Genomic DNA, 16393 nt, shown 5'->3' with positions numbered 1-16393 from the left:
GCTTCGAGGAAGACGGTGCGATCACCCGCGCGGCGGCGGTACTGCTCGACGCGGAGACCCTGCAGCCGGTGGCGCAGGAGATCGCCCGCATCCCCACCGTCATGCCCTACATCCCGGGCCTGCTCAGCTTCCGCGAACTGCCGGCGCTGCTGGCGGCATTGGCGCTGCTGCCGCGAACGCCGGATCTGGTGTTCGTCGATGGCCACGGCATCAGCCATCCGCGCCGCTTGGGCATTGCCGCACACCTGGGCGTGGTGACCGACCTGCCGAGCATCGGCGTGGCCAAGTCGAAGCTGGTCGGCCGCTTCATCGAGCCGGGCGCCGAGGCAGGCGCGCATACGCCGCTGATGGATGGCAGCGAGCAGCTCGGCTGGGTGCTGCGCAGCAAGCTGCGCTGCAAGCCGCTGTTCGTCGCCGGCGGGCATCGGGTCAGTGCCGATACCGCGCTGGCCTGGGTGCAGCGCACGCTGCGCGGCTATCGCCTGCCGGAGCCGACCCGGTTGGCGGATCGGCTGGCCTCGCGACGCGACGAACAGCAGTAGCGCCGGCCACCGCCCGACACACCCGCCTCAGCGATGCACGTGACCGCGATGGCCCTGCGTATCGATCGCTGCATGATCGTGCCCGGCGTGATCGTCATCCTTCGCTGCTGACGGCTGGCCACAGGCTTCACCGCAGTGGTCGGCCTCGATCTGCAGGGTCACGTGCTCGATGCCGAAATCATCGTGCAGGCGATCACCTAGTTCGCGACGAAGGCGATCGGCATCGTCGCCTTCGCGCATCACGATGTGTGCGGTCAGTGCCGGCGTGCTGGACGCCAGCGCCCATACGTGCAGGTCATGCACGTCCAGCACCGCGTCATGGTCGGACAGGCGGTCGCGCACCTTGGCCACGTCCATGCCCTTGGGCACACCTTCCAGCAATACGTTGATGGCTTCGCGCATCAGCACATACGTACGTGGCAGCACCCACAGACCGATCAGCACGGCCAGGATCGGGTCGATCGGCTTCCAGCCGGTCCATTGGATCAGCAGCGCACCGGCAATCACCGCCACCGAGCCGAGCATGTCGGCCCACACTTCGAGGTAGGCCCCCTTCACGTTGAGGCTCTCGCCGCTGCCGGCCTGCAGCAGGCGCATGGAAATCATGTTGATCACCAACCCGGCCGCGGCAATCACCAGCATGCCGGTGGAGGCGATCTCCTGCGGCTGGCGGAAGCGACCGATGGCTTCCCACAGGATGTAGCCGGCGACCACGAACAGCATGGCGCCATTGATCATCGCGCCCAGTGCTTCAAGGCGCGCATAACCATAGGTGCGGCGTGCATCCGGCGGACGCCGGCTCAGCCGCACGGCCACCAGCGCGATCATCAGCGCCAGGGTGTCGGTGGCCATGTGCGCGGCATCGGACAGCAGCGCCAGGCTGTTGGTCCAGAACGCACCGACCACCTCCACCACAAGGAAGGTGGAGGTCAGGCCGAGCGCCCACCACAAGGGCTTCTCGTGGCGGATCTCGGATGGCAGGTGATCGTGGTCGTGACCCATGGCAACAGCTCCTTTGCGATGGAGGCAGGCTACGCCGGCGGGCGTTGGGAAACTATCACGGTGTTTATAACATTGCAGGCGTGCACGGCCGATGCCGCCGGGCATGGCCCGGCGCTACCGGTGTGACATGCCCGCCTCCGGTAGCGCCAGGCCATGCCTGGCGAGCGCATCGCATCAGAACCCGAAACGCAGGCTGGCCCAGTAAGCGCGGCCTGGTTCGTTGTACGTCGCCGCACCGGCATCGCTGCTGTTGGCCTCGCGGAACAGGCGCTTGTCGGCCAGGTTGTTGACGCCGAAGCCCACGCTGACCGTATCGGTCACCTTGTAGCGCGCGCTCACACCCCAGACGTTGTACGCGCCGCGGGTCTGCAGCACCGTGGACGCATCGCAGTTGGCCGTGCAGCGCGGATCGTTGTTGATGTTGGCCGTAGCCGGTTCCTGCTTGCCGTAGAAGGTGCCGGTCAGCAGCAGCGAGAGCTGCTCGGTGGCCTGCCAGTCCAGCATGGTGTTGACGGTGTACTTGGGAATCACCGACAGCGGCTGGCCGGTGCTCTTGTTTTCGTTCTCCACCATGTAGGTGAAGTTGTTGCTCCACTTCAGGCGGTCGCCCTGCTCGCCCAGCAGCGGAATCACCAGGTTGCCCTCAAGCCCCTGCACGATGGCCTTCGGTGCGTTCTCCCAGCGGAAGATGCGGCCCTTGCTGTCGGCCGTCAGGCCGATCTGGGTGTAACCGGCCTGGATCTTGTCCTTGTAGTCGTTGTGGAAGTAGGTCAACGAGGCCTGCCAGCCGCTCTGCGGTGCCCACTCCACGCCCAGTTCCTTGTTCAAACTGGTCTCTGCCTTGAGATCCGCATTGCCCTGCATGTAGCAACCGGCACCCAGGCTCGGCAATGCGTTCGGGCAGCCATTGCCACGGGTGTAATACAGATAGTCCGGGTTGGACTGGTACAGGTTCGGCGCCTTGAACGCGCGCGCGATGCCGCCCTTCACCACCCAATCACTGTTGAGCCGGAACTGCGCGTTGAGGCTCGGGCTGGTGTTGTTGCCGAACTGGCTGTGATGGTCGAAACGCAGGCCCGGGGTCACGATCCAGCGCTCGCCCAGGTAGATGTTGTCTTCCACGTAGACGGCGGTGGTCTGTGCATCGGACTTGCCGCGTGCGCGGTCGGCCGAAAGGCCAGGAATGCCACCACCGCTGCTGCTGGACTGGCTCATGGAATACGGATCGGTCAGCCGGCTGTCGAGGTATTCGAAACCGAGCGTCCACACGTTCTCGGCGCCGCCGAGGGTGGTCGGGAAGCTGACTTCGCCGTCCAGCTGGTAGTTGCGCAGGCGCGAGGTCGACCAGTCAGCGCCATTGAAGCTGCCTTCCGGGCCACCGGCCAGGCCTTCGTTGATGCGCGAATTGTTGACCCCTTCCACCGCTGCGGTCAGCCGCGAGCTGACATCGCCCCAGCGTCCGCGATGGGTGATCGCGCCGGTGGTGCGGTACATGCGGTTGGTCTCGGCCTGCTGCTCGGCCAGCGCACCGAGATCGACGCCGGTGGAGGTGCCGGTGTTGCTGACCGCACGGTCGCCGGCATAGATGTTGCCCTGGCGGCTGGTGCCGGCCTCGAATTCGACCACCTGGTTGGCGGTCACGTCCCAACGCAGCAGCGCGTTGACATCGCGGTTCTTGACGCCCTCGCGGCCTGCCGGCGGTACCGCATTGGCGCCGGTGGCGAAGTTGCGGTTGAGATCCAGCGAATCGGCATCGGTCTTGTTGAGGTTGCCGTACAGCCGGAACGACAGCGTGTCGGTCATCGGCCCGCTCAGCTGCAGGCCGACGCGCTCGCTGCTACCCTCGGCACTGTGTTCGGGTACCAGGCCGTACAGATCAACCGCGCCGGTCAGGTCGCCGGTCGGGCGCTTGGTGATGATGTTGACCACGCCACCGGATGCACCCGAGCCATAGCGCGCCGCCGCCGGGCCGCGCAGCACTTCGATGCGTTCGATCATTTCCGCCGGCACCCAGTTGGTATCGCCGCGCGTGTTGCGCTCGCCACTGCGGCCCATGCGCACCGCGTCGCGTGCGCCCACGCGCTTGCCGTCGATCAGGATCAGGGTATTTTCCGGGCCCATGCCGCGCAGATCGATCTGCCGGTTGTTGCCGTACTGGCCCGACGCGCTGTTGCCGGTCAGATTGACGCCGGGCATCGTACGCAGCAGTTCGGCGATGTCGTTGACCGGCGGTCGCTTGGCGATGTCTTCAGCGGTGATGGTGGAGGTGCCCAGCGCCTGCCGCGCGATCTGCGACGCGGTGACATGCACGGTATCGATATCGGTGGCATCGGTTTCCGCATGCGCGGTAGCCGCAGCGCCGGCCAGCAGCGCGGCGACGGCGAGCGCCAGCGGGCGCGGTGAAAGAGTGTTTGCAGGCATGTTCTGGACCTTCTGGCAGGGCAGCGGAAGCCTCTGGCATAGGGCACGAGGCGGCGACGGGGGAGGCGGAACGATCGCTGCGGGATGCCCGCAGGTCGGTTCCTGACGTCATTTTTCCACAAATGCGAGTGATTCTCAAATGCGTCAACGCATTGCGACATCTGCCGGCATGTGCTCTGCCCGGGTTTTTCGGCCTGCATGGCGCTTAAACTGGACGGCTTACCTGCCATCAACCGTCGACAGCTGCGGCCGATACCGTGGTCTGTTGTGCGCCGCTAGAGATCGACGTGGATACACCCCAACTGGACGAAGCCAGCCAACCGCTGGCCCAGGCCTGGCAGCAGTGCCTGCTGCAGGCCGGCCCCGCCGCTGCCGCACTGCTGCATGCCGTGGCCGCCGACGCACCGCCAATGCTGGCGCAGCGCTTCTACGAGGTGCTGCTGCAGGACACCCGTGCACGCCGCTTCCTGTCCCATGAACAGGTCAAGCAGCGCCTGCAACCGGCGATGCAGCGTTGGCTGGCCCAGCTGCTGACCACCGATGCTGATGGAGTTGCCGCTACGGTCGCCGCACAGCGGGTGATCGGCGATGTGCATGCACGGGTCGGTATTCCGGTTGACTTGGTGGCACGCGGTGCACGCGTGCTCAAGCACGAACTGTTCGTGCGCCTGCGCGCCGATGCCCAAGACAACGACACCGCTTTCGCCGCCATTGATTGCCTCAGCGCGATCATGGACATCGCCATGGAGGGCATGACCCTGGCCTACACGCACGCCCGGGAACGCTCATCGCGCACCGATGCAGCGTACCGGCTGTTCTCGCTGGTGCAGAACGTCAGCACCGAGCGCGAGCGCCAGCGCGCCCTGCTGCTGGATTGGGAAAACAGCCTGCTGTACACCCTCGCCGGCCATGCGACAGGCGCCGACAACGCCAGTCTGGCGACCTCGGAGTTCAGCCTGTGGTTCACCCACAAGGGTATTCCCAGCTTCGGCGAAAGCAGCGAGACACAGCAGGTCGGCCAGCTGATGGCACGCATCGACAGCAGTCTGCAGCGCGCCACGGATGAAGATCCGGCACGACGTCTGGCCGCCCTGCCGGCGATCCGCGAAGACCTCGCCACCATCCGCAACCTGATGACCCTGCTGTTCGAACGCATCGGCGAACTGGATGCGGGCAGCGATGCGTTGACCAACCTGCTCAACCGGCGCTTCCTGCCGACCGTGCTGCGCCGTGAGATCGAATTGTCCACGCGCAACCACACGCCATTCTCGCTGCTGTTGCTGGATCTGGATCATTTCAAGGCGATCAACGATGGCCACGGCCACGACGCCGGCGACCGCGCGCTGCAGCACGTTTCTGCCCTGCTCGGCCAGCAGACCCGAGGCAGCGACTACCTGTTCCGCTATGGCGGCGAGGAATTCGTGGTGGTGCTGGTGGCGGCGAGCGAGTCGCAGGCGGAGGTGATTGCCGAAAGCCTGCGTCGGCAGATCGCACAATCGCCGATCTCCCTGCCCAATGGACAGACGTTGGGCCTGACCGCCAGCATCGGCGTGGCCGGACACGATGGGCATCCCGATTACGAGCGGCTGATGGCGCGCGCCGACGCGGCGATGTACGCCGCCAAGCGACAGGGCCGCAACCGCGTGGTGGTGGCCGACGAAGCGTTGCCGGAGGCGCCCGGGCGACGCGCGTTGCAACGTTGAGCCTGCTGCGCGCGCGGTGTGGCGTCGAACAGCGTTGGCTTTACAGAGCGGGGTTTCGCGGAATGCGCCACGCCGCCCACCACGCCAGGCCCAGCACGGCGATTCCCGCCCCCAGCGCGCATACCGCCGGCCACCCGTAGCGCGCCTGCATCCAGGTGCCTGCGGCAGCGCCCGCACCGCTGCCCACCGCATAGAACAGCATGTACAGCGCCACCAGGCGCCCATGCTGTTCGGCCGGCGCACGCAGCAGCAGTGCCTGGTTGGACACGTGCAACGCCTGCCCGCCCAGGTCCAGCACCACCACGCCCAGCAGCAACAGCGCCAGCGACTGCGGCAGGCCCAGCAATGGCGCCCAGGCGACCAGCATCAGCAGCAGCGCGCCCATGCTCACCCGGTGGGCAAAGCCACGATCCATCCAGTGCCCGACCCTTGCTGCCAGCAGCGCGCCGATGATGCCAGCCAGGCCCAGCGCGCCGATGCCAGCAGTCGACCAGCTCAGGGGCGGCGCTGACAACGGCAGTGGCATCGCCGCCCAGAACACATTGAGACCGGCAAACAACAGCAGTGCCAAGGGCCCACGTTCGCGCAGTGCCCGATCCTGCAGCAGCATCTGGACCATGGAGCGCAGCAGCTCGCGCCACGCCGGCGGCATTGCAGGCACCGGCACGTGCGGCAGCCGCCGCCACAGCAGAAGTGCCAGCGCTGCCATCAACAGTGCCGACAGCAGGTACACCGCGCGCCATCCCGCCACGGCGGCGACCGCCCCGGACACCACGCGTGCCGACAGCAGGCCGATGAACACGCCGCCCTGGACCATGCCAACCACCCGCCCACGTTGCTCCGGTGCAGCCAGATTGGCGGCGTAGGCAATCAGCCCCTGGGTCAGCGCCGTACCCAGCAGCCCCGCCAGCAGCATGCCCGACAGCAACCACGCGGTGCTGCGGGCGGCGGCCAGCCATAGCAGCGCCACCACCAGCGCCAGCAATTGCACCCGCAGCAGTCGGCGACGGTCGCCACGGTCGGCCAGCGGCAGCAACCCGAGCAGGGCCAGCACGCTGCCGGCCTGGGTGGCAGCCAGCAGTGCACCGGCCACCGCGGCATCCAGGGCGAAATCGTGGGCCAGGCGCTCCAGCAGCGGCTGCGCGAAATAGACGTTGGCCACGCTGGCACCGGCAGCAATGGCGAGAAGGCCCAACAACGGGCGTGACAGCGAAGGCATCATCATCGTGGTTGCAATTTGAAACTACGTGCACGGTAACGTCACTGGTTTTAAACTGCAACCACAATCAAGGACCTCCCCCATGCACGCCAACAGCCCCTGCCCCGTGGCCCGCAGCGCCGATCTGCTTGGCGATCGCTGGGCATTGCTGATCATCCGCGACGCCTTCGATGGCGTCAGCCGCTTCGGCGATTTCCAGCGCAGCCTGGGCGCGGCGCGCAACATCCTCAGCGATCGCCTGCGGCGACTGGTCGAGGCGGGGCTGCTGGTGCAGCAGCCTGCCGCTGATGGCAGCGCGTACCAGGACTATGTACTGACCGCGGCCGGCCAGGACCTGTTCCCGCTGCTGGTCGCCCTGCGCCAATGGGGAGAACGGCATCGCTTCGCTGCAGGCGAGGCACACTCGCAGCTGATCGAATCCAGCAGCCGCCGGCCGCTGCCCTACATGCAACCCCACGGACGCGATGGCCAGCCGCTGCATGCCGCCGATACCCGCGTACGCAAGCTCAAGGAAGAAGGCGGCCGGGCCTGATCCGCCCGTTCACGCACACCGTCGACGTCCCCGGGCAGTTAGCATCGCTGGTCTCCTGCCGCTGAATACCGCCGATGCCGAACTACGCCCGAACCGTTTCGATCCTGCTGCCGCTGGCCTTGCTGCTGGCCGCACCACTGGCCTCGGCCCGCGACGTGGCAGCACCCGCAGAACACGTCGACAGCGATGGTCCTTACGTGTTCCGTGAAGGCGCGCAGCTGAAAGCGCAGTGGATCTGCCAGGACCAGGTGGAAACCCATACCGTGCACGCCGGCAGCGAGGGCGCGGACGTTGCCGCGCACTGCGGCTACCCGCATGCGGTACATGTGCTGCCGCCGAATGCGCCGTCGGTATCCGTGCTGCCGGCGGTGCCGCGCATCGTCGCGGTGTCCGACATCCACGGCCAGTACGAGCTGCTGGTCCGCCTGCTGCGCGCCAACCGGGTGATCGACGCGCAGGACCGCTGGGCACTGGGCACGGACACGCTGGTGATCGCGGGCGACGTGTTCGATCGCGGCCCACAGGTGACCGAAGCGTTCTGGCTGCTGTACGGCCTGCAGCAGCAGGCGGCGGCCGCCGGTGGTGCGGTGCATTTCGTGCTCGGCAACCACGAGACCATGGTGCTCTACGACGACCTGCGCTACGTCAACCCGAAGTACCTGCGCAGCGCACAGCTGCTCGGCCGCAGCTATCCGCAGCTGTATGGTGCCGACTCGGTGATCGGCCAGTGGCTGCGCACGCGCCCGGTGCTGCTGCAGATCGGCGACACCCTGTTCCTGCACGGCGGCATCTCGCCCGATGCCGTGCAGATGGCATTGGACCCGGCCCACACCAACGCCGCCTACCAGGCCTCGCTGGGCATTCCCAAGGCCGAGGTGAAGGCAGACCCTGCCACTGCACCGCTGTACGACGGCAAGACCAGCCCGATCTGGTACCGCGGCTACTTCGACGGACGCCTGGACACCCAGGGCGTGCAGGCGGTGCTCGACCGCCTCCAGCTCAAGCGCATCGTGGTCGGCCACACGTCCATGCCACACGTCAGCAGCTTCCACGACGACCGCGTGATCGCCATCGACAGCAGCATCAAGAACGGGGAGAACGGCGAACTGCTGTTCATCGAGGACGGCAAGCTCAGTCGCGGCCTGCTGGACGGTTCGCGGGTGCCACTGGCCAAGGGCGAGCCCGGCCTGCAGGACTGAACGAAGGGCCAGCGCCGGGCCGGCCCAGGCACCCCACGCCCGCCACCTGCACCCGGTTTGCCGCTACCCTCGGCAGCCGAGAGGCCCGCCCTGTCCAGCGGGCGGCCCATCCGCCCCCAGGAGCCCCGCGCATGCGCGTTCTCATCGCAGAAGACGACCCCGATATCGCCTCCGGCCTGTGCGCCTCGATGCGCCGGCAGGGCCACGTGGTCGACCACGTGGACAACGGCGCGCATGCCGATGCCGCACTGAACTCCACCCAGTACGCACTGCTGGTGCTGGATCTTGGCCTGCCCCAGCTGGATGGCCGCGACGTGCTGCAACGGTTGCGCCAGCGTGGTGATGGCCTGGCCGTGCTGGTGGTCACCGCACGCGATGGCCTGGCCGAGCGCGTGCGCGTGCTCGACCTGGGGGCCGACGACTACCTGGTCAAACCCTTTGCGCTGGACGAATTCGAAGCGCGCGTGCGCGCGCAGCTGCGCCGGGTCACCAGCAACGGCAACCCCGACCTGCGCATCGGCCGGCTGCGCCTGGACCTGACCGGGCACCGGGTGTGGATAGACGAGCAGACGCTGGAGCTGACCGCGCGCGAATTCGGCCTGCTGTCCGCCCTGGCGGTGCGTGCCGAGCGCATCGTCTCCCGTGCGCAGCTGGTGGAGGCCCTGTGCGACTGGGGCCAGGACCTGACCGACAATGGCCTGGACATCGCACTGCATCGCCTGCGCCGCAAGCTGCAGCCGGGCGGCATGGGCATCCGCACGGTGCGCGGGCTGGGCTACATGCTGGAAGACGCCGGCGCGTGATCAGCGGACCGCCCAGCCTGCGACGGCGTCTGCTCGCGTTCCTGGCGCTGCCGATGCTGGGCCTGCTGACCTTCAACACGCTGCTGGCCTACTACGTGGCGCTGGACTACTCCAACCGCATCCACGACCGCAACCTGACCGACGACACCGTATCGTTCGCGCAGATGCTCAGCACCATGCCGGTCAGCAGCGATCTGTCCCCGCAGGCACGTTTCCTCATCGAGTACGACCCCGACGGTCACCGCTACTTCAACGTCGACAGCAGCCGCCTGGGCACCATCGCCGGCAACGCCGATTTCACTGCATACGCACCGTCGCAGGACTGCAGCGGCACGCACCCGGCGCTGTACGAAGGTGAATTGAACGGCCAGCAGGTGCGCATGTCGACGGTCTGCACTCAGGCGATGAACGATCCGCAGGACCAGCTGGCGGTGACCGTGGCCGAAAGCATGGCCGACCGCCGCCAGCGTGCGCGCGAGATCCTGATGATCGTCATTCCACTGATGGCCATGCTGGCCCTGGGAATGGCGGCGCTGGTCTGGTTCGGCGTCACCCACGGCCTGCGTATCCTGACGCCGCTGACCTCGCGCCTGGCCCAGCGCCGCGGCGAGCTGGCACCGATTTCCGATGCCGACGTGCCCGAGGAAATCCAGCCCCTGATCAGCACCATCGATGGCCTGTTCGCGCGGCAGGCGGAAATGATCACGCTGCAGAACCGCTTCATTGCCGATGCCGCCCACCAGTTGCGCTCGCCGCTGGCGGGCATGGCACTGCACGTGGACCAGGCACTGGCCCACGGCGATCCGGAGACGGTACGCGAAGCGCTGCAGAACATCCGCCGGCTCAACCAGCGGACCGCCCGCGTCAGCACCCAGCTGCTGGCGTTGAGCCGTGCCCAGACCGTGCCGGAGACGGTGGAGGCGCTGGACCTGTCCGAACTGGTGCCGCAATGGGTGGGCATGCGCGTGCCCGAAGCGATCCGCGATGGCATCGACCTGGGCTACCTGGGTCCGCAGCAGCCGGTGCGGATACTGGGCAACGGCGCACTGCTGCACGAGGCGCTGGACAATCTGATCGACAACGCCCTGCGCTACGCCGGCGTGGATGCGACCGTCACGGTGGGCGTGCAGACCCTGGACGACAACGATGTCGAGCTGTACGTCGAAGACAACGGCCCGGGCGTACCCGAGGACGTGATGTCGCGGCTGGGGGAACGCTTCTTCCGCGCGCCCGGCACTGCCGCCAGCGGCACCGGCCTGGGCCTGGCCATCGCCCATGAGGCCGTCGAGCATCTGGGCGGGCGCCTGGGTTACCTCAACCGTCCCGGTGGCGGCCTGAAGGTCTCCATCACCATACCGTTGCTGAAGGGCCCTTGATCCAGCCGGGCCGTTGAAAGGTTGCCGAAAATCGCGCTTGCGATGCTGACCTTCCCGACTGCCGCGCTGGAGCCGACTGGTGTCCGCATCCCATGAGTTCTTTCTTCCCGGTGGCCCGCAGGGTGTCCTGCTGATCCATGGCCTGACCGGCACGCCGGCCGAGATGCGCATGCTGGGCAAAGGCCTGAACAACGCAGGCTTCAGCGTGCACGGTGTGCAGCTGCCGGGCCACTGCGGCAGCGTCGAGGACCTGCTGCAGACCCGCTGGGAAGAGTGGTACCAGGGCGTGGAAGATGCGGCGGCGAACCTGCGCGGCAAGGTCGACCAGTTGTTCGTCGGCGGGCTGTCGATGGGTGCGGTGCTGGCGCTGGCACTGGCCGCGCGCCGGCCGGACTGGGTCTCCGGCGTGGGCGTGTACGGTGCCACCTTCCGCTACGACGGCTGGAATATTCCGGCGGTTGCGCGCTTCTCGTTCCTGCTGCCGTGGTTCAAACGCCTGGGCATCGGCCGCGACCGCATGTTCATGGAAGAGCCGCCGTATGGCCTGCGCGACGAGCGCCTGCGCGCGCAGGTAAGCGCCGCCATGCTGTCCGGTGACAGTGCCGCCGCCGGCCTGCCGGGCAATCCGTGGCATGCGTTGGCCGAAATGCGTGCACTGAGCACCTGGACGCGCCGTCACCTGCACCAGGTCACGGCACCGTGCCTGGTGATGCACGCCCGCGAGGACGACGTGGCCAGCATGGGCAATGCCGAACTGGTCATCTCGCGCGTCAGCGGACCGACCGAGCTGGTGGTGCTGGAAGACAGCTACCACATGATCACCATCGATCGCGAACGGCGCGAGGTGATCCGCCGCAGCGCACGCTTCTTCAGCGACATCGGCGAACGTGCGGGCGTGCTGCAGGCGGTCGCCTGAGATGGGATCGCTTGCCACCCTGCTGTGGCTGGTCAACGTGGTGCTCGACACCGGCGGCCAGTTGGCCTTCAAGGCTGCCGCCAGCGACCCGCAGGACGGCGAAGGCCTGCAGCGCTGGAAACACATGTTCGGCCGTCCCTGGCTGTGGCTGGGCATCGCCTGCTACGTGCTTGAATTCGTCGCCTGGATCGCGTTCCTGTCGCTGGTCCCGTTGTCGCAGGGCGTACTGCTCGGCTCGATCAACATCGTCGCGTTGATGGTTGCCGGCCGCCTCCTGTTCCGCGAGCGGCTGACGCCGTTGCGGGTGACCGGCATGCTGCTGGTCAGCGCCGGTGTTGCCGTGGTCGGAGCCGGAACATGAGGCGGCTGTACCTGGTCGGTTTCCCATTGCTGATGGCCTTCGACACCCTGGCCCAGCTGTGCTTCAAATATGCCGGCGACGCCGCGCTGCCGGTCGAGGCCAACACCGCGTGGCTGCTGCGCGTGCTGTCGCAGCCCTGGGTGTACGGCGCGATGCTTGGTTACGTCGGCGCGTTCTTCACCTGGATGAGTCTGCTGCGGCATGCGCCAATCGGCCCTGCATTCGCCGCTTCTCATCTGGAAGTGATCAGCGTGCTGCTGCTGTCGGCGTGGCTGCTGCACGAACCGTTGACGCTGCATCACCTGATCGGTGCGGTGCTGATCGTGGGCGGCATCATCTGCCTGGGTCGTGCCGAAGCAGATGATCCGCACGCTGCAACCGAACCATCCCCGTGAGCCTGCTGTCGCGCGAGTTGCCGCCCACAGCCGGCCTGCCGCTGCAGGCCGGCGATTTCCTTCCCGGCGGCGGTGACCTGTGCGCGATTCTCGCCGAGCAGCTGGGCACGCCGCCGCTGCAGCTGACCTGCTCGGGCACCCACGCCCTGCTGATCGCCCTGCGCACCCTGCGCAGGCGCGCGCCGCAACGCGATACGGTGATCCTGCCGGCGTATACCTGTCCGCTGGTACCGATTGCCGTGCACAGCCTCGGCCTGCGCATACAGCTGTGCGATACCCGCCGCGACCATTTCGATTTCGACCCGGCAGCACTGCAGGCCGCCGCCGACGCACGCACACTGGCGATCATTCCCACGCATCTGGGCGGGCGCATCGCCGATGTCGATCGCGCATGTGCGATCGCGCACCGCGTCGGCGCATGGGTGATCGAGGACGCTGCGCAGGCACTGGGGGCACGCGTGGCTGGCAACAGCGTCGGCCTGCGCGGCGATATCGGTTTCTTCAGCCTGGCCGCCGGCAAGGGCCTGAGCCTGCATGAGGGCGGACTGCTGCTGACGCATGACGAAGAACTGCGTACGGCAATGATCGGGCAGGCCGCAGGACACACGCCCTTCAGCCTGCGCTGGGAGCTGACCCGCAGCCTGCAACTGTTGGGCCTGGCAGCCTGCTACCGCCCTTCCCTGCTGTCGCTGGTGTATGGAAACCCGTTGCGGCGTGCCCTGCGCAGCGGCGACCTGGAAGCTGCGGTGGGTGATGTGTTTCCGTTGGACATTCCGCAGCATCGCGTCAGCCGTTGGCGGCAGAACGTCGGTGCACGCGCAGCACAGCGCCTGCCCGCCTTCCTGCAGGCGGCCCGCCTGCGTGCGCTGCAGCTGCGCGTGCAGCTGGAGTCGCTGCCTGCCGTTGAAGTGGTGGACGGAATGCCTGGCACCCTTGGCACCTGGCCGATGCTGATGCTGCTGCTGCCGAGCGAACGTGCGCGTGATAAAGCGCTGTCCGCGCTGTGGCAGCACGGCCTCGGTGTCAGCCGCATGTTCATCCATGCCCTGCCGGACTACGCCTATCTGCGAGGCGTCGTTGCAGACGCGGATGTACCCAATGCCCGCGACTTCGCCGCACGCTCCCTGACCGTGGGCAACAGCCCCTGGCTGACCCATGAAGACACCCGCGAGATCGTGAAGGTACTGGCACGCCAATAGTCGCTGAAGCCAGGCGAGGCCTGCTTCGCGTCACTGGCTGAACGCTTCCCGAGCGCCTCCGTTCGAGCTTTCAGGCGGAAAGGAACGAGAAAGACGGCCTGCCTACATTGGCCCCGTCGCCGGCATCGTGCCAAGGCCTCTCTTCATCGACGGAGCTGCCCATGCAATGGAGCATCCTGTGTGACTTCGATGGCACCATCAGCCTCGAGGACGTCATCGATTCACTGTTGGAAAAGTTCGGCCAGCCAGGCTGGCAGCAGCTGGAAGATCAGTGGCGGTCGGGTGAGATCGGCTCGCGTGAATGCATGCAGGGCCAGGTCCGCCTGCTGAAGCTGGATCCGGCCACCCTCGATGCACACCTGGACCAGGTACGGATCGATCCGGGCTTCGCCGCCTTCGTCAATCGCGCACACGCGTTGGGCCTGCCACTGCGCATCGTCAGCGACGGGCTGGACTACGCGATCCATCGCATCCTCGCCAAACATGGCCTGCCGCCGCTACCTATAGTGGCCAACCACCTGCGCTGGTATGACGGTCATTGGCAACTGGAATCCCCCTACCAGGCCGAAGGCTGCCGCAGCGGCACCTGCAAGTGCACCTGCGCGGCGCAGGCGCGTGCTGACGAAGCGCCCCGCGTGCTGATGATCGGTGATGGCGCCTCGGATTTCTGCGTGTCCGAACACGCCGATTTCGTATTCGCCAAGCGTCGCCTGATTGCCCATTGCACCGACGCCGGCATTCCCCACGCCGCCATCGACACCTTCCACGACGCTACTGCGCTGCTGCCGCGCCTGCTCGACGGCAGCCTGCTTCAGCCCTCGCTTCCGCGGCTGCTCGCCACCGCCTGATCGCTCCGCCCGTTGCTTCCTTTGAATGCCCTCTCCGGAACCGAACCGATGAATATTTTTGACAAGAACGCCGATGCCGCCATCACCGATGCGCAGCTGCTGGCAGACGAAGCCCGCTACAGCTCCTTCGGCGACACCGTGCACTACGTCGATCCGCCGAAGATCTTCCAGCGCTGCGAAGGCAGCTACATGTTCGACGCCGCCGGCACCCCGTACCTCGATCTGCAGATGTGGTACTCGGCGTGTAACTTCGGTTACGCCAACCAGCGCCTGAACAATGCGCTGAAGGACCAGATCGACACCCTGCCGCAGGTCGCCAGCCAGTACCTGCACCCCACGCGCGTGCAGCTGGCCAAGACCATCGCGGTGGACATGCACGAGAAGTTCGGCCTCGACGGCCGCGTGCACTTCAACGTCGGTGGTGCGCAGGCGGTCGAGGATTCGCTGAAGATCGTCCGCAACGCGCGCAACGGCAAGAGCCTGATGTTCGCGTTTGAAGGCGGCTACCACGGCCGCACCCTCGGCGCCTCGTCGATCACCTCCAGCTACCGCTACCGCCGTCGTTATGGCCACTTCGGCGAACGCGCGATGTTCATCCCGTTCCCGTATCCGTTCCGTCGCCCGAAGGGCATGACCCCGGACGAGTACTCCGACCACTGCGTGCACCAGTTCGAGCGCCTGTTCGAAAGCGAGTACAACGGCGTGTGGGATCCCAAGGTCGGCCAGGCCGAGTACGCCGCGTTCTACGTCGAGCCGATCCAGGGCACCGGCGGCTATGTCATTCCGCCGCGCAACTTCTTCAAGGGCCTCAAGCGCGTGCTGGACAAGTACGGCATCCTGATGGTCGTCGATGAGATCCAGATGGGCTTCTGGCGCACCGGCAAGCTGTGGGCCATCGAACACTTTGATGTCACTCCGGACGTGCTGGTGTTCGGCAAGGCGCTGACCAACGGCCTCAACCCGTTGTCGGGCCTGTGGGCACGCGAAGAGCTGATCAACCCGACCGTGTTCCCGCCGGGCTCAACCCACTCCACCTTCAACTCCAATCCGCTGGGTACGCGCCTGGGCCTGGAAGTGCTGAAGCTGGGCAAGGAGATGGACTACGAGCGCACCGTGCCGGAAAAGGGCGCCTACTTCCTCGACGGCCTGCGCGGCCTGCAGAAGCGCCATCCGGAAATCGGCGATGTCGATGGCCTCGGCCTGGCACTGCGTGCGGAAATCTGCGCCGCCGATGGCTTCACCCCGAACCGTGAGCTGCTGGACCGCATGGTCGACATCGGCCTGGCCGGTGACCTGCTGCACGACGGCAAGCGCATGGGCCTCGTGCTCGATGTCGGTGGCTGGTACAAGAACGTGATCACCTTCGCGCCTTCGTTGAACATCACCTACGAAGAGATCGATCTGGCGATCACCCTGCTGGACCAGCTGCTGACCAAGGCCAAGGGCTGAGCCGCAATGCGCTGCCGGTTCCCGTGCCCCGCATGGACATGATTCCGCGTGTATCCAGCACCGCGCTGGAACCGGCCGCGCTGCTGGAGGGCTTCCTGGCCCACCCGCCCCTGGGGTTCGATGCCAGCCGCCTGCCCAGCGGCCTGCCCAGCTTCCGTGCGCCGCTGGATCTGACCACGACTCTGGACGATGCACTGCGCTCGCGCCTGTTGGGGCTGCCGCTGTCGCGCCTGTGGCGGCCGTGGCTGACCTGGCAGACGCGGTTCATCGGCGCCACCAGCACCGAGTACACACCGCTGCCGGCACATGTGTCGGCGGCTGCACTGGCCGACGACGTGCTGCGTCACGGCGTCGGTGACAGTCGACTGCTGGTGGTCAAGGATCTGGCGATCGATTCCCCCTTGCTGGACGACGCCGCCAACGCGCAC

General features: G+C 66.9%; 15 protein-coding genes and 1 pseudogene. 13 read left to right on the top strand and 3 right to left on the bottom strand.

Features of this window, described 5'->3' with window-relative positions:
- The coding region (nfi, locus tag DBR20_RS10550) for a deoxyribonuclease V (RefSeq protein WP_258223295.1) at positions 1 to 542 on the top strand (542 nt) is incomplete at its 5' end.
- A gap of 27 nt (positions 543 to 569) precedes the next feature.
- Here nfi and DBR20_RS10545 read toward each other — a convergent pair.
- Both DBR20_RS10545 and DBR20_RS10540 read right to left on the bottom strand, forming a co-directional pair.
- The gene (locus DBR20_RS10545; RefSeq protein ID WP_108266142.1) at positions 570 to 1544 is read right to left on the bottom strand and encodes a cation diffusion facilitator family transporter; all 975 of its coding nucleotides are present in this window, start codon (positions 1542 to 1544) and stop codon (positions 570 to 572) included.
- Positions 1545 to 1718: 174 nt separating this feature from the next.
- Positions 1719 to 3965 carry a TonB-dependent siderophore receptor gene (locus tag DBR20_RS10540; RefSeq protein ID WP_108266141.1) on the bottom strand — a complete coding sequence of 749 codons (2247 nt, stop codon included), beginning with the start codon at positions 3963 to 3965 and terminating at the stop codon, positions 1719 to 1721.
- A gap of 287 nt (positions 3966 to 4252) precedes the next feature.
- Between DBR20_RS10540 and DBR20_RS10535 the strand changes: the two genes are divergently transcribed.
- Entirely contained in the window at positions 4253 to 5668 is a 1416-nt protein-coding gene (locus tag DBR20_RS10535; protein ID WP_108266140.1) for a GGDEF domain-containing protein, read from the top strand.
- Between the two features lie 40 nt (positions 5669 to 5708).
- Here DBR20_RS10535 and DBR20_RS10530 read toward each other — a convergent pair whose 3' ends face one another.
- Positions 5709 to 6893: an MFS transporter gene (locus DBR20_RS10530; protein ID WP_108266139.1), complete on the bottom strand. Its 1185-nt coding sequence runs from the start codon at positions 6891 to 6893 to the stop codon at positions 5709 to 5711.
- Between the two features lie 76 nt (positions 6894 to 6969).
- Here DBR20_RS10530 and DBR20_RS10525 point away from each other — a divergent pair, with 76 nt between their 5' ends.
- The 11 genes and pseudogenes from DBR20_RS10525 to DBR20_RS10475 all read left to right on the top strand — a co-directional run.
- The gene (locus DBR20_RS10525; protein ID WP_108266138.1) at positions 6970 to 7419 is read left to right on the top strand and encodes a helix-turn-helix domain-containing protein; all 450 of its coding nucleotides are present in this window, start codon (positions 6970 to 6972) and stop codon (positions 7417 to 7419) included.
- Positions 7420 to 7493: 74 nt separating this feature from the next.
- Positions 7494 to 8618: a metallophosphoesterase gene (locus tag DBR20_RS10520; RefSeq protein ID WP_108266137.1), complete on the top strand. Its 1125-nt coding sequence runs from the start codon at positions 7494 to 7496 to the stop codon at positions 8616 to 8618.
- A 131-nt stretch (positions 8619 to 8749) separates the two neighbouring features.
- Entirely contained in the window at positions 8750 to 9421 is a 672-nt protein-coding gene (locus DBR20_RS10515) for a response regulator (protein ID WP_100464099.1), read from the top strand.
- Complete coding sequence (locus DBR20_RS10510; protein ID WP_108266136.1) at positions 9418 to 10797, top strand: sensor histidine kinase; 1380 nt, start codon at positions 9418 to 9420, stop codon at positions 10795 to 10797. Before DBR20_RS10515 ends, DBR20_RS10510 begins: the two co-directional genes overlap by 4 nt.
- Positions 10798 to 10876: 79 nt before the next feature.
- Entirely contained in the window at positions 10877 to 11713 is an 837-nt protein-coding gene (locus DBR20_RS10505; protein ID WP_100551960.1) for an alpha/beta fold hydrolase, read from the top strand.
- 1 nt (position 11714) lies between these two features.
- Positions 11715 to 12074 carry an EamA family transporter gene (locus tag DBR20_RS10500; protein WP_089239702.1) on the top strand — a complete coding sequence of 120 codons (360 nt, stop codon included), beginning with the start codon at positions 11715 to 11717 and terminating at the stop codon, positions 12072 to 12074.
- A complete protein-coding gene (locus DBR20_RS10495; RefSeq protein WP_108266135.1) occupies positions 12071 to 12469 on the top strand; it encodes a DMT family transporter in 399 nt (132 codons plus the stop codon). Before DBR20_RS10500 ends, DBR20_RS10495 begins: the two co-directional genes overlap by 4 nt.
- On the top strand, positions 12466 to 13668 hold the full coding sequence (locus DBR20_RS10490) for a DegT/DnrJ/EryC1/StrS family aminotransferase (protein ID WP_108266134.1): 1203 nt from the start codon (positions 12466 to 12468) through the stop codon (positions 13666 to 13668). Before DBR20_RS10495 ends, DBR20_RS10490 begins: the two co-directional genes overlap by 4 nt.
- A gap of 161 nt (positions 13669 to 13829) precedes the next feature.
- Positions 13830 to 14516, top strand: a complete 687-nt coding sequence (locus tag DBR20_RS10485; protein WP_108266133.1) for an MtnX-like HAD-IB family phosphatase — start codon at positions 13830 to 13832, stop codon at positions 14514 to 14516.
- 48 nt (positions 14517 to 14564) lie between these two features.
- Positions 14565 to 15965 carry an aminotransferase class III-fold pyridoxal phosphate-dependent enzyme gene (locus tag DBR20_RS10480; protein ID WP_089239694.1) on the top strand — a complete coding sequence of 467 codons (1401 nt, stop codon included), beginning with the start codon at positions 14565 to 14567 and terminating at the stop codon, positions 15963 to 15965.
- 32 nt (positions 15966 to 15997) lie between these two features.
- A pseudogene (locus DBR20_RS10475) lies at positions 15998 to 16393 on the top strand (GNAT family N-acetyltransferase); the annotation flags it as partial.

Source organism: Stenotrophomonas sp. HMWF023, from assembly GCF_003060985.1.
GTDB lineage: Bacteria > Pseudomonadota > Gammaproteobacteria > Xanthomonadales > Xanthomonadaceae > Stenotrophomonas > Stenotrophomonas lactitubi.
This window is presented reverse-complemented; position numbering and strand designations above follow the sequence as displayed.

Bases quoted from the DNA above. Each gene is read 5' to 3' on its own strand.
- DBR20_RS10545 (WP_108266142.1), bottom strand. From the start codon at position 1,544: ATGGGTCACGACCACGATCACCTGCCATCCGAGATCCGCCACGAGAAG.
- DBR20_RS10540 (WP_108266141.1), bottom strand. From the start codon at position 3,965: ATGCCTGCAAACACTCTTTCACCGCGCCCGCTGGCGCTCGCCGTCGCC.
- DBR20_RS10530 (WP_108266139.1), bottom strand. From the start codon at position 6,893: ATGATGATGCCTTCGCTGTCACGCCCGTTGTTGGGCCTTCTCGCCATT.
- DBR20_RS10525 (WP_108266138.1), top strand. From the start codon at position 6,970: ATGCACGCCAACAGCCCCTGCCCCGTGGCCCGCAGCGCCGATCTGCTT.
- DBR20_RS10520 (WP_108266137.1), top strand. From the start codon at position 7,494: ATGCCGAACTACGCCCGAACCGTTTCGATCCTGCTGCCGCTGGCCTTG.
- DBR20_RS10515 (WP_100464099.1), top strand. From the start codon at position 8,750: ATGCGCGTTCTCATCGCAGAAGACGACCCCGATATCGCCTCCGGCCTG.
- DBR20_RS10500 (WP_089239702.1), top strand. From the start codon at position 11,715: ATGGGATCGCTTGCCACCCTGCTGTGGCTGGTCAACGTGGTGCTCGAC.
- DBR20_RS10495 (WP_108266135.1), top strand. From the start codon at position 12,071: ATGAGGCGGCTGTACCTGGTCGGTTTCCCATTGCTGATGGCCTTCGAC.
- DBR20_RS10485 (WP_108266133.1), top strand. From the start codon at position 13,830: ATGCAATGGAGCATCCTGTGTGACTTCGATGGCACCATCAGCCTCGAG.
- DBR20_RS10480 (WP_089239694.1), top strand. From the start codon at position 14,565: ATGAATATTTTTGACAAGAACGCCGATGCCGCCATCACCGATGCGCAG.